Source organism: Companilactobacillus futsaii JCM 17355 (genome assembly GCF_001435505.1).
GTDB classification, from domain to species: domain Bacteria; phylum Bacillota; class Bacilli; order Lactobacillales; family Lactobacillaceae; genus Companilactobacillus; species Companilactobacillus futsaii.
In genome coordinates this window covers 45,655-59,519 of sequence record NZ_AZDO01000003.1, presented here as the reverse complement: position 1 = coordinate 59,519, position 13,865 = coordinate 45,655, and the positions used below count along the sequence as shown (strand labels likewise).

The window sequence follows — 13,865 nt, the reverse complement described above, 5'->3', positions numbered from 1 at the left end:
CCTTTTTTTTGTCAAAAAAATCGTTCATTGTGCTATCATTCAAACTAATAGGAAGGTTGGGTGTTTATTGGCAGAAAAAATTGAACAAATAAAAGAAAGCATTCAAATCAAAAATCCTCAAGATGCGATTAATCTTTTTGGAGTTAATGATAGTAATTTGCAGTTGATTGAGGAAGGACTCGATGTCCAAATTCATGCATTTGGTGATCGCTTAGATGTAATGGGTGTAGATGGTAATGTTCATCAGGCTCTTGCACTGTTAAAAAAATTAATTGAATTAGCTCAAACTGGTATTAGTTTAGGTTCAGCTGATATTGTCAGTGGAATGAAAATGGTTGAACGTGGTACTTTGGAATACTTCGGCGACTTATATAAAGACGAATTGTTAAAAGATTTCAGTGGTAAACCCGTTCGTGTAAGAAACTTTGGTCAAAAACAATACGTTAATGCTATTAAACATAATGATATTACCTTTGGTATTGGACCAGCTGGTACTGGTAAAACTTATTTAGCCGTTGTTATGGCTGTAGCTGCTTTAAAAAAAGGCCGTGTTAAAAGAATTATTTTGACTCGTCCTGCTGTTGAAGCCGGAGAAAGTCTAGGATTTTTACCAGGTGATTTAAAAGAAAAGGTCGATCCATACATGAGACCAATCTATGATGCTTTGTATGCAATTTATGGAGCTGATCACACCGGTCGTCTTCTTGAACGTGGTGTAATCGAAGTAGCTCCCTTGGCTTATATGAGAGGGCGTACTTTGGATGAAGCATTTGTTATCCTAGATGAAGCTCAAAACACTACTAGAGAACAAATGAAGATGTTCTTGACACGTTTAGGCTTTGATTCCAAGATGATCGTTAACGGTGATATTTCACAGATCGATTTGCCAGGTCATCAAAGAAGTGGTTTAATTCAAGCACAATCTATTTTGAAAGATTTGCCACATATTGGGTTCGTAAATTTCAGTTCAGCAGATGTTGTAAGACATCCAGTTGTAGCTGAAATTATCGATGCATATGAGGATTCAGATAAAACTAAAAAATAACTATTGGGGATTATTATTATGGACTTAGAGATTTACAATGATGATAATTTGATTGACCAAGCAAGAGAAAATTGGGTCAAAGATATCGTTCAATTCACTTTTAACAAATTAGAACTAAAAGATAGTACTCAATTATCGATTCATTTTGTTACTAAAGATAAAATTCATGAGATCAACAAAGAATACCGTGATACTGATCGTGCAACTGACGTTATCAGTTTTGCTATCAACGATGGTGAGGATTCTTTAGATTATCTAGAAGCTCAAATTCCTGATTTGCCAGTTGATTTGGGAGACTTGTTTATTAGTGTTGAAATTGTTGATGAGCACGCTAAGGAGTATGAGCATTCATTTGATCGTGAATTAGGCTATACGATTGTACATGGTATTTTGCACTTAAATGGTTATGACCATATTAAAAAAGAAGATGAGAAAGTTATGATCGGTTTGCAAGAAAAGATTCTCAGTGCTTACGGTTTAGAAAAATAATCTTAAAGGGGATATAGAGCTTAGCTTTATATTCTTTTTCTTTGTTTTACTTTGAGGTTTAAGTGATTTCTAGTATTATAATTAGTAATTGAGAATTACAAAACGACTGAGTAATCAGTGATAAGGATATGGATTAATTATGGAAAATAACTTTAAATCAGGGTTCGTTGCTATTATTGGACGTCCTAATGTTGGTAAATCAACTTTTATGAATCGCATTATCAAAGAACAAATTGCAATTACTTCACCAAAAGCTCAAACAACTAGAAATAAGATTCAAGGTATTTATACTGATGACGAGCGTCAAATCATCTTTTTAGATACACCAGGTATTCACAAACCTCATAACGACTTGGATCAATACATGGATAAGGCTGCCATTTCGGCACTTAAAGAAGTCGATGCCGTGCTTTTCATGACCGAAGCTGGTGAACAAGCAGGCCCTGGGGATAAATTTATCATTGAAGAATTGAAAAAAGTTAAAGCACCGGTTTTCTTGATTTTAAATAAGATTGATTTGATCAATCCTGATGAAATGGCACCACAAATTGATGAATACAAAGATTTGATGGACTTCGCTGAAATCATTCCTATTTCAGCTACAAATGGTAACAATGTTGAAGATTTGATTGATTCTTTAACAAAAGCCTTGCCAGTAGGTCCTCAATATTATGCGGATGACCAAATTACTGACCATCCAGAGTATTTTATTGTTGGCGAATTGATTCGTGAAAAGATTTTGGAAGATACTCGCGATGAAATTCCTCACTCAATTGCGGTAGTAGTTGAATCAATGAATCAGCGTTCAGAAGCTGGTAAACTTCAAATCGAAGCTTATATCTACGTTGAGCGTGACAGTCAAAAACCAATCGTCATCGGTAAAGGTGGCTCAATGCTAAAGAATATCGGTATCGGTTCAAGAATCAAGATTGAACATTTATTAGGTGAAAAAGTCAATTTAAAACTTTGGGTTCGTGTTAAGAAAAATTGGCGTGATGATCCAGCCTTCTTAGCCAGTGCGGGCTATTCATTAAAGGACTTGAACAATTAATGGCTCAAGCTCCAACTAACTTCTTTGGTATCGTCGTTCGTAGGCAACGTTATAAGGAAAGAGATGCTTTAGTTACTATTTTGACTAAAGAATATGGCTTCAAGACTTTTTTAGTTCGAGGAACACAGACTGCTAAATCAAAAATTTCTGGAGCAGTAATTACATTTTCTTATGGGGATTATTTGGGAGTCATTAAAAATGATGGCTTGTCTTATTTGAATTCTGCTAGTAACATCAAACAATTCGATGAAATTGTTCAAGATATTGAGTTGAATGCCTATGCGACTTTTCTTTTTGATTTGTATCATGAGGCCTTTGTCGATGATCCAGTGCCAGATTCTTGGTATCGAATGCTATTTAAGGCTTTGTTGTATATTGAAAATGGCTATGATGCGCAAATTATTGTTAATATCATGCAAATGAAACTATTAAAAGCTTTTGGGGTAGCGCCAAATATGGATAGTTGTGTTGTTGGCGGTGAAACTGAAGGAATTTTTGATTTTTCGGTTTTATTAGGCGGTTTGATTTGTTCAAAACATTTTGACAACGATATTCATCGACTACACATTCCAAAACGAATTATTTATTTCTTACGACTTTTCAGTAAAATTGACCTTTCACAAGTCGGTCGAATTGAAATAAAAGAAAGTAATAAAGATCTGATTCAACATGCAATTGATGCAATTTATTTAGGAACAGTTGGTTATTATCCTAAGAGTAAAACTTTTATTGATAAAATGAAGCGAGTTCGTTTTTAGTCGATTGACAATTTTTACAAAAATGGTTATATTGATAAATGTTGAAACAGCGACGAAGAATAGTGAAAGCTTCGATTGAATTATGGCGTACGATTTAATTTGAATATAAAAGAGCAGGACTTAGTCCTGAATTAGGGTGGAACCGCGAATACTCGTCCCTTGCAGAAGTACCTTAGTGTACCTGCAAGGGATTTTTTTGTATCCATCCGAAGGGAGAAAACATGGTCAAAAAATTAAATATACAAGATATGATTCTTACACTCCAAAAGTTTTGGGGTAGTAAAGGCTGCATGTTGATGCAAGCTTATGATACGGAAAAAGGTGCCGGAACAATGAGCCCTTATACATTCCTTCGTGCAATCGGACCTGAACCTTGGAATGCTGCATACGTTGAACCTTCAAGACGTCCCGCTGATGGTCGTTATGGTGAAAATCCTAACCGTTTATACCAACACCACCAATTCCAAGTAGTTATGAAACCAGCCCCAGAAAACATCCAAGAATACTACTTAGATTCACTTCGTGCTTTGGGAATTGAACCTTTGGAACATGATATTCGTTTCGTTGAAGATAACTGGGAAAACCCATCAATGGGCTGTGCCGGTGTTGGTTGGGAAGTTTGGCTTGACGGTATGGAAGTTACTCAATTTACATACTTCCAACAAGTCGGTGGACTTCAATGTCACCCAACAACTAGTGAAATCACATATGGTGTAGAACGTTTGGCATCATACATCCAAGATGTTAACTCGGTTTATGATCTTGAATGGGGTGACGGCGTATTGTACGGTGATATTTTCAAAGAACCTGAATACGAACACTCAAAATACTCATTTGAAGAAAGCAATCAAGACATGCTTTTCAAGTTCTTCGATGAATATGAAAAAGAAGCAAACCGTTTGATGGACCTAGGTTTGGTTCACCCAGCCTATGATTACATTTTGAAATGTTCACATACATTTAACTTGCTAGATGCCAGAGGCGCTGTTTCTGTTACTGAACGTGCTGCCTTCTTGTCACGTATTAGAAAGATGGCTCACAAGGTTGCTAGGGCCTTTGTTGAAGAAAGAAAGAAACGTGGTTTCCCACTTTTAGCAAATAGTGAAGCAAAGGAGAAAGCAAATGACTAAAAATTACTTATTAGAAATTGGTTTGGAAGAAATGCCAGCTCACGTAGTAACTAAGAGTGTGAACCAATTTGCCCAAAGAGCTGAAAAATTCTTGAAAGAAAATCGTATTTCTTTTGATTCAATCGAAAAGTATTCAACTCCTAGACGTTTAACTATTTTGGTTAAAGGTATCGCTGAAAAACAAACTGATATTGACGTTAAAGCAAAGGGTCCTTCCAAAAAAATTGCTCAAGATGCTGACGGCAACTGGACTAAAGCTGCTCAAGGATTTGCTCGTGGACAAGGGATGACTGCCGACAATATTTTCTTTGAAGATCTCAAAGGTACTGAATATGCCTACATCCAAAAGCATGAAGATGGCCAAAAAGTTGAAGATGTTTTGAGCCACATGGATGAAGTTATCAAAGCTATCACATTCCCTACAAGAATGCGTTGGGGTTCATACGACTTTGAATATATCAGACCAATTCACTGGTTGGTATCACTATTGGATACAAAAGAAGTACCAGTAAAGATTTTGGATGTTGTTTCTGGTCGTATCAGTCGCGGTCACAGATTCTTAGGTCAAGATGTTGAAATCGACGACGCTAAAAACTACGTTGAGAAATTGAAATCACAATTTGTTATCGTTGATGCTAAAGCTCGTAAACAAGTTATTTCTGACCAAATCGAAAAGATTGCTCAAGACAATGACTGGGATATCGATGTAGACCAAGATTTACTTGAAGAAGTAAACAACTTAGTTGAATATCCAACTACTTTCTATGGTTCATTTGACGAGAAGTATCTTGAAATTCCTGACGAAGTTTTGATTACTTCAATGAAAGATAACCAAAGATACTTCTACGTTCGTGACCAAAAAGGCAACTTAGCTCCTTACTTTATTGGGGTTAGAAATGGTAACTCAGAACACATCGAAAACGTTATTCGTGGTAATGAAAAGGTTCTAGTAGCTCGTCTAGAAGATGCTGATTTCTTCTTTAAGGAAGATCAAAAGAGGACAATTGCTGATTATGTTGAAAAGCTCAAATCAGTTAACTTTCACGTTAAGATCGGTACAATGTATGAAAAAATGGCTCGTGTGCACCAAATTGCTGACCATTTAGCTGATATTTTCCAATTCTCGGACACAGAAAGAAAAGATTTACTTCGTGCTAGTGATATTTACAAGTTCGATCTTGTAACTAACATGGTTGATGAATTCTCTGAATTGCAGGGTGTCATGGGTGAGAAATACGCCGAAATCATGGGTGAAACAAAGGCTGTTGCTCAAGCAATTAGAGAACACTACATGCCAATTTCTTCAGAAGGCGATTTGCCAGAAACTAAAGTTGGTGCCGCCCTAGCCATTGCTGACAAGTTAGATTCAATCGAAACATTCTTTGCTGTTGATTTGATTCCTAGTGGTTCAAATGATCCTTATGCATTGCGTCGTCAAGCTTATGGTATCGTTAGAATCCTTGATCAATATCAATGGTCAATGAACTTAAATGACTTACAAGACTACTTGAAGGACAATGTAACCGTTCCTGAAAAACTAGACTTGAATGCTCATAAACAAGACGTGATTGACTTCATGATCGATCGTGTCCGTCAACTATTGAAGCAAAACAAGATTAGAACAGACATCATTGATGCTGTAGCTGGTGGTTCAAATATCGATGCTATTGAAATGATCAACGTTGCTCAAGTGCTACAAAACCACGTTAATGATGATGACTTCAAGGTAGTTATGGAAGCTCTTGGCAGAATCGTTAACTTGTCTAAGAAAGCTAAGTTCGGGTATTCTGATGATTTGGCTGTTGATGACTCTCTATTTGAAAATCCATCTGAATCACAATTGAACCAACAAGTTGCCGCTATTAAAAACGACAACGCTGAAGATTTATTCAAACAATTAGCCGCTTTACGTCCTGTGATTGACTCATACTTTGATGAAAATATGATTATGGCTAAAGATGAAAAAGTTAAGAATAATCGTTTGACTCAATTAGTTATCGCCAATCATTTGATTGCTAACTTGGGTGATTTATCTAAAATTGTTACTAAATAAGCATTTTAAAGAAGCTGCCTTTTGGGCAGTTTTTTATTTTCAAAAAAAATCGGCAAAAAGCAAGTCAATTACGTGACTTTTACATTGGAGCGTGTATAATGAGTAGTTGACAAGTGACTAGTGGTCCCAGTTTGCACTTTTTGTGGGAGCACTTTTTTATTTACTAGTCGCTGGTGGTTAAGGTCGTAAATGATTTTAACATCTATTAAGCAGGAGGTGACGGCCATGGCAACACGGATTCCTCAGGAATTCATTGATGAAGTTACCTCGAAGACTAATATCGTCGATGTTATTAGCAAGTATGTACAATTAAAAAAGTCAGGTAAGAATTTGTTTGGACTTTGCCCGTTTCATGAAGAACGAACTCCTTCGTTTTCAGTTGCAGAGGACAAGCAAATTTTTCACTGCTTTAGTTGTGGTCGCGGGGGTAATGTCTTCAAATTCATTATGGAAATGGAGAGCAAAACCTTTCCGGAGGCTGTAATTGAAGTCGCCCAAATGGGTAACATTCCCGTTCCTGACCAATACGAAGCTAAGAACAACCAATACCAAAATTCTAATAGCCAAACTCTTTTGAAGATGTATGCTGATGCAGCTAAGCTATACAGCCACATTTTATTGAAAACAGAGAATGGTTCCAATGCTTTGAAGTATTTAAGAAATCGTCAGTTAGATGATGACTTGATTCAAACCTTTGGTATCGGCTATGCACCAAATAATAACAAGCTTTTGTTGCAGTTTTTCAAGGACCGAGATATCAGTGAAGATATTTTGAGAAAATCGGGACTGTTTGCACAAAATCAAGAGGGAGAACTATTTGATCGTTTTCGTGATCGGGTCATGATTCCGATTACAGACGAATCAGGCAATATCATTGCTTTTTCGGGACGTATTTTAGATAAGGAAGCTTCAACAGCTAAATATCTCAATAGTCCAGAAACGGAGATCTTTAACAAAGGTAAGACATTGTTCAATTTGAACAATGCTAAAAAAGAGATTCGTGAAAAAGGCAATGTGATTCTGTTTGAAGGTTTTATGGATGTTATTAGTGCATATAAAGCTGGTGTCACTAATGGTGTGGCTTCGATGGGTACTAGTTTGACAGATCAACAGCTATACGTTTTAAGTCGTCTGACTAATCAAATCAATATTTGTTATGATGGCGATGATCCTGGAGTTGAAGCTACTTATCGGGCTTTGACCCAACTGACTGATGAACGTTTCACCTATGGAGTTATCAGCATTCCTGATAAAAAGGATCCTGATGAATTCATTAAGAGTGAAGGTTTTGAGAAGTTTCAAAATTTAGCTAATAGTGTCCAAACACCAATTTCCTTCATTTTGAATTACTTCAAACGTAACTACAATCTCAATAACGAACATGATCAGCTGGAATTTTTGAATCAGTCGTTAAAAGAGGTCGTAAAATTACAATCGCCGGTTGAAGTCGATATGTATGTTGGCAAAATTGCTGATGAAATGAACGTTTCAAAAGATGCTATCAATAAGGAATTAGATGCCTTGCGTCGTCAAATTTCTATTCAAAAGCCAGCCAATAATTATAAAGACGTTCAACAACATGCTTTGGAAAAAGTTACCTCGAGTGTTCGACCAAAATATGATCGCTTAGAGAAATCAGAACGATATTTATTGTATTGGGCAATCAATTTTCCTGAAATCAGAATTAATTTAAAAGGTGATGGTTTCAAGTTTGTTCATCAAAATTACCAACGAATCTTTGATTCATTATTGTCTTATGCTGAGCAAAATGATGCAGCAGAAGAAATCAATGTATCCGATTTTATGAATGTTTTGGATAACGATGATAAGAATTTATTGGCTGAACTTGAAATGATGAATATGCCAATTGAATACAATGATCAAGAGATTGATGATTACGTGAACAATATAAAAAATTCTGGGTTGGTTTCGCAATTAAACGATATCAATCAACAGCTCAAAAAGGCGGCGATGGTCGGTGACAATAAATTACAGTTGGAATTAACGCAGCAATTGATTAAAGTAAGAAGAATCCTTAGCAATTAAGCATACTGGAGGAATAATATATGGCAACTAAGAAACCAGCAGTATCAAAAGAATTAAAAGCAGCAACAAAAAAACTTATCAAAGATCTTAAGAAAACTGGTAAGATCACTGAAGATGACCTTCAAGAAAAAATCATCAAACCTTACAAATTAAAGGGTGATGCTTTAACTAATTTTGTTAGTGAACTTGAAGATGTTGGTATCGGTGTTGTTGATGACAAAGGTAATCCTAGTAAATTAGCTCTTCTAAAAGAAAAGAAAGAAGAGAAAAAATCTAAGAAAAACGATACTACCGCACCAACTGATATCAAAGTAAACGATCCTGTTCGTATGTACTTAAAGGAAATCGGTCGTGTTCCATTGCTTAATGCTCAACAAGAAGTTGATCTTGCTTTGAAGATTGAACAAGGCGATGAAGTTGCTAAACAAAAACTAGCTGAAGCTAATTTGCGTTTGGTTGTTTCTATCGCTAAGAGATACGTTGGTCGTGGGATGCAATTCCTCGATTTGATTCAAGAAGGTAACATGGGTCTAATGAAGGCCGTTGAGAAGTTCGATTATCGTCTAGGTTTCAAGTTCTCAACTTATGCAACTTGGTGGATCAGACAAGCTATTACGCGTGCTATCGCTGACCAAGCTAGAACTATCCGTATTCCGGTTCACATGGTTGAAACTATCAACAAATTGATCAGAATCCAACGTCAATTGCTTCAAGATTTAGGACGTGAACCACTTCCTGAAGAAATTGGTGCCGAAATGGACATGCCAACTGGTAAGGTTCGTGATATTCTGAAGATTGCTCAAGAACCAGTTTCATTGGAAACACCTATTGGTGAAGAGGATGATTCCCACCTTGGTGACTTCATTGAAGATTCAGATGCAACTAGTCCTGAAGATCACGCTTCATATGAATTGTTGAAGGAACAACTAGAAAATGTTTTGGATACTCTAACTGATCGTGAAGAAAATGTTTTACGTTTACGTTTCGGATTGGATGATGGACGTACAAGAACACTTGAAGAAGTAGGTAAGGTCTTCGGTGTTACTCGTGAAAGAATTCGTCAAATCGAAGCCAAAGCTTTGAGAAAATTACGCCACCCTTCAAGATCAAAACAATTGAAGGATTTCTTGGAATAAGTAAATTAGATCACTTGAGGGTGGTCTTTTTTGTTGTCATGATAGATAAAAAAAGACATTTTTATAATTATGTTTCTGAAAATCAAGACTTTCACTTTATATTTTTTCATAATTTGATTTACAATTATAGTATCTATTGTTTTGGAGGAAGTTATGTTAGATAAGAAGATTTACGATGAAATATTCGATCGTTCATTTACTATTCCCATTAAGGTTATTTTTTGGGACGGAAAAGAAAAGAATTATGGACCAGAAGGCAAGTCTGATATAACGATTAAGTTTAACGACAAGGTTCCAATTTCTGAAGTAGTTAAACACGCTACTTTGACACTTGGCGAAGCCTATATGGATAAAAAAATTGAAATTGAAGGTTCAATTCAAAAATTGATCACTTCAGCATATACTCAATCAGACAGTTTTATGTCTAGTTTGAAATTAAAGAAGTACATTCCTAAGTTCAATCATTCTGAAGAAGGAAATAAAAAAGAAATCCAAGAACATTACGATATTGGTAATGATTTTTACAAGTTGTGGTTGGATAAAACTATGACTTATTCTTGTGCTTATTTCAGAACACCTGAAGATACTTTGGAACAAGCTCAAATGAATAAAGTACATCACATTTTGAATAAGTTGAATACTAAACCTGGTGAAACTATTCTTGATATCGGTTGTGGTTGGGGAACAATGATGTTCACTGCTGCTAAAGAATATGGTTTGAAGGCTAAAGGTGTCACACTTAGTCAAGAACAATATGATTACGTAAACCAAAAGATCCAAGATGAAAATCTTTCTGATCAAATGGAAGTTATGTTAGAAGATTACCGTGAAGTTACAGAGAAATTCGACCACGTGGTTTCAGTTGGTATGTTCGAACATGTTGGTAAGGATAATTTGCCTGGTTATTTCGAAACTGTTAAGAAGAACTTAAAGCCAAATGGAAATGCGTTGATCCACGGTATCACAGGTCAACATTATGGTGTCGGTGTCGATGCTTGGTTAGTTAAGTATATTTTCCCAGGTGGCTACATTCCTGATGTTAAAGAAAACGTTGGTCACATCTTAGATGCTGGACTTCAAATTGATGATATGGAACCATTGCGTCGCCATTATCAAAAGACAGTTGAAATTTGGGATCGTAATTTTGATAAGGTCAAAGATCAAGTTAACGAAATGTATGGTGAAAGATTTGTCCGTATGTGGGACTTGTATCTTCAAGCCTGTGCCGCTTCCTTTGAAAGTGGTAATATTGATGTTATCCAATACTTGTTGACAAATGGTCCAAGTGGAACTGCTATGCCAATGACACGTGAATACATGACAGACTTAGATAAAAAGACTGCAGAATAGAGGTTAAAGTGACTTTACTTTCAAAGAGATTACAAGCCGTTTACCAAATGGTTGATAAAAATACTAGAGTGGCCGATATCGGCTCTGATCACGCATATTTACCAGTTGAACTGCTCGAGACTAATATTGCTAGTTTTGCGATTGCTGGTGAAGTTGCCAAAGGACCAATGTCTCGTTCCAAAGAAGACGTTGACAAATTTGGTTTGAGTGCAAAGATCGATGTTCGTTTGGGTGATGGTTTAGCTGTCATTAATGAAAATGACGAAATTGACACCGTAGTAATTGCCGGTATGGGTGGAATTTTGATCAAAGATATTTTAACCCGTGCTACAGAAGAACAATTATCCAATGTAAAAACCCTAATTTTACAACCTAATATTGGTGAACCACTCGTACGTCACTGGTTGGTTGAGAATAATTTTGAAATCATTGATGAGGATATCATTGCTGAAGAACATCACGTTTATGAAATTATTAAAGCCCAGAAAGTGAATAGATCAGTTAGTTTAACTGAAGCGCAGTATTTGATGGGGCCAGTATTAATGCAAAAGAAGACGCCAACTTTTATTGCTAAATGGGAACATAAATTGAACAGTTTTAAAAAAGCAGTAGCCAATATGCACAATGCCAAAGTTATTGATCAAGAAAAGATTGCGGCAATGAACCAAGATATTAAATATATTGAGGAGATACTATAATGGTTAAAGTTCAAGATGTTATCGAAAAAATTGAAGAAATAGCTCCATTATCAATTAAGATGGAAGGCGACCCTACTGGTTTTCAACTAGGCGATAGAAAGCAAGAGATTCACCGAGTTATGACAACCTTGGATGTTCGTCCTAATGTGGTTCAAGAAGCAATCGATAAAAAGATTGATTTGATTGTGGCTCACCATCCGGTAATGTTTCATGCTGCTCATAATTTAGATTTAGCTTCACCTCAAAATAAAATGTACAAGGACTTATTAGCTAATAATATTTCAGTCTATGCCAGCCATACTAATTTGGACAAAGCCCACAATGGGATGAACGATTGGTTGATGGAGGAATTAGATTTAGAAAATGTTCGTTTTTTGGATGAAGACGATGACTATTCGATTGGTCGTATGGGTGAATTAAAGGAGCCCATGTCTTTAATTGATTTTGCTAAAAAAGTTCGTGATGACTTTAATATTCAGAATTTACGTTATGTGAAATCAGAATTAGGACAACTAGTTCAAAAAGTTGCTGTTATTGGTGGCGATGCGGGAAAATTCTACCCTGAAGTTTTAAAAGCTGGTGCTGATACTTTTATCACTGGGGATGTCTATTACCATACAGCTCACGATATGATGGCTAACGGGTTGAATGTAATTGATCCGGGACATCATATTGAAGCAATCTTTATAAAAAAAATGGCTAATATTTTAAATGATTGGAAAAGGTCTAATAAAATCGATTTGGATATAGTACAATCAGATGTAGATACAGAACCATATAATTTTTTATAGGGAGCGTATAAAAATGGCAATAAAGTATGAAAAATTGATTCCTCGTTTTTTGGAATATGTGAAGCAAAATACTCGTTCTGACGAATATTCAGAAACTGTTCCTTCAACTGAAAGACAGACTGAATTTTTGAAGAGATTGGCTGAAGAGTTAATGGAAATTGGAATGAAAGATGTTAAAATTCGAAAAGTTGACTCATATTTGACAGCGGAATTGCCTTCAAATCTTGATAAAGATGTTCCAGTTTTGGGATTGATTTCTCACGTTGATACTGCTGATTTTAATTCAGAAAATATCAAACCAAAGATCGTCGAAAATTACGATGGCAAGAGTGTTATTAAGCTAGATGAGGCTGGTAAATACACACTTGATCCTGCAGTTTTCCCATCATTGAAGAAGTATGGTGGTCAAACATTGATCACTACTAGTGGTGATACTTTATTAGGATCAGATGATAAATCTGGTGTTGCCGAGATTATCACTACAATGGAATATTTGATCAATCATCCAGAAATCAAGCACGGTAAGATCAAGATTGGACTAGGACCAGATGAGGAAATCGGTACTGGTGCTAAGAAGTTCGATGTTAAAGACTTTGGGGCTGACTTTGCATACACAGTAGATGGTGGTCCAGTTGGACAACTTGAATTTGAAACATTCTCAGCTGCTAGTCTAAAAGTTCATATCACTGGTAAAGATGTTCACCCATCTGGTGCTAAAGGTATCATGGTCAATTCAATGTTGATTGCCAATGAATTCCAAAGTATGTTACCAGTTGATGAAGTTCCAGAAAAGACTGAAGGGCGTGAAGGATTCTACTTGCTTTGTGATGAACAAGGAACGATCGACCACACCGACATGTCTTACATCATTCGTGATTTTGAACGTGATGGTTTGGAAAATCGTAAGAGTAAAGTTACTGAAATCGTTAAGAAATTAAACGACAAATACGGTGCTGATACCATTAAAATTGATATGGTTGATCAGTACTACAACATGTATGAAGTTATGAAGGATCATATGGAAGTTGTTCATATCGCTGAACAAGCTATGAAAAACCTAGGTATCGAACCTGATGAAGCTCCGGTACGTGGTGGTACGGATGGTTCAACTATTTCCTTTATGGGCTTGCCAACACCTAATCTCTTTGCTGGTGGCGAGAATATGCACGGACGCTTTGAATATGTGGCTGAAGAGTCAATGGAAAAAGCTTGCGATGTAATTCTTGAAATCATTAAATTGAATAACGAAAAATAATGTTTTAATTAATACCTAGGGCTTTGGTCTTAGGTATTTTTTGTTATAATTAAGTATCAAAAG

12 protein-coding genes are annotated in these 13,865 nt (G+C 36.0%); all 12 read left to right on the top strand.

Annotation, left to right across the window (positions count from 1 at the left end; genetic code table 11):
- Positions 1–67 precede the first annotated feature (67 nt).
- The gene (locus FC88_RS00450) at positions 68–1,045 is read left to right on the top strand and encodes a PhoH family protein (RefSeq protein WP_057811847.1); all 978 of its coding nucleotides are present in this window, start codon (positions 68–70) and stop codon (positions 1,043–1,045) included.
- An 18-nt stretch (positions 1,046–1,063) separates the two neighbouring features.
- A complete protein-coding gene (gene ybeY / locus FC88_RS00445; protein WP_010019746.1) occupies positions 1,064–1,534 on the top strand; it encodes an rRNA maturation RNase YbeY in 471 nt (156 codons plus the stop codon).
- A 139-nt stretch (positions 1,535–1,673) separates the two neighbouring features.
- On the top strand, positions 1,674–2,585 hold the full coding sequence (gene era, locus FC88_RS00440) for a GTPase Era (protein WP_057811846.1): 912 nt from the start codon (positions 1,674–1,676) through the stop codon (positions 2,583–2,585).
- Entirely contained in the window at positions 2,585–3,343 is a 759-nt protein-coding gene (recO, locus tag FC88_RS00435) for a DNA repair protein RecO (RefSeq protein WP_057811845.1), read from the top strand. The genes era and recO overlap by 1 nt, the downstream gene beginning before the upstream one ends.
- 221 nt (positions 3,344–3,564) lie before the next feature.
- Positions 3,565–4,473 carry a glycine--tRNA ligase subunit alpha gene (gene glyQ, locus FC88_RS00430; RefSeq protein WP_057811844.1) on the top strand — a complete coding sequence of 303 codons (909 nt, stop codon included), beginning with the start codon at positions 3,565–3,567 and terminating at the stop codon, positions 4,471–4,473.
- Positions 4,466–6,526 carry a glycine--tRNA ligase subunit beta gene (glyS, locus tag FC88_RS00425; RefSeq protein WP_057811843.1) on the top strand — a complete coding sequence of 687 codons (2,061 nt, stop codon included), beginning with the start codon at positions 4,466–4,468 and terminating at the stop codon, positions 6,524–6,526. Before glyQ ends, glyS begins: the two co-directional genes overlap by 8 nt.
- 225 nt (positions 6,527–6,751) lie before the next feature.
- Positions 6,752–8,572, top strand: a complete 1,821-nt coding sequence (gene dnaG / locus FC88_RS00420) for a DNA primase (protein ID WP_057811842.1) — start codon at positions 6,752–6,754, stop codon at positions 8,570–8,572.
- Positions 8,573–8,592: 20 nt separating this feature from the next.
- Positions 8,593–9,708, top strand: coding sequence for an RNA polymerase sigma factor RpoD (gene rpoD, locus FC88_RS00415; protein ID WP_057811841.1), 1,116 nt, complete (start codon positions 8,593–8,595; stop codon positions 9,706–9,708).
- 153 nt (positions 9,709–9,861) lie between these two features.
- Positions 9,862–11,058 carry an SAM-dependent methyltransferase gene (locus FC88_RS00410; RefSeq protein WP_057811840.1) on the top strand — a complete coding sequence of 399 codons (1,197 nt, stop codon included), beginning with the start codon at positions 9,862–9,864 and terminating at the stop codon, positions 11,056–11,058.
- Positions 11,059–11,066: 8 nt separating this feature from the next.
- Entirely contained in the window at positions 11,067–11,756 is a 690-nt protein-coding gene (locus tag FC88_RS00405) for a tRNA (adenine(22)-N(1))-methyltransferase (protein ID WP_057811839.1), read from the top strand.
- Positions 11,756–12,547: a Nif3-like dinuclear metal center hexameric protein gene (locus FC88_RS00400; protein WP_057811838.1), complete on the top strand. Its 792-nt coding sequence runs from the start codon at positions 11,756–11,758 to the stop codon at positions 12,545–12,547. The genes FC88_RS00405 and FC88_RS00400 overlap by 1 nt, the downstream gene beginning before the upstream one ends.
- A 13-nt stretch (positions 12,548–12,560) precedes the next feature.
- Positions 12,561–13,802 carry a peptidase T gene (gene pepT / locus FC88_RS00395; protein WP_057811837.1) on the top strand — a complete coding sequence of 414 codons (1,242 nt, stop codon included), beginning with the start codon at positions 12,561–12,563 and terminating at the stop codon, positions 13,800–13,802.
- Positions 13,803–13,865: the final 63 nt, after the last annotated feature.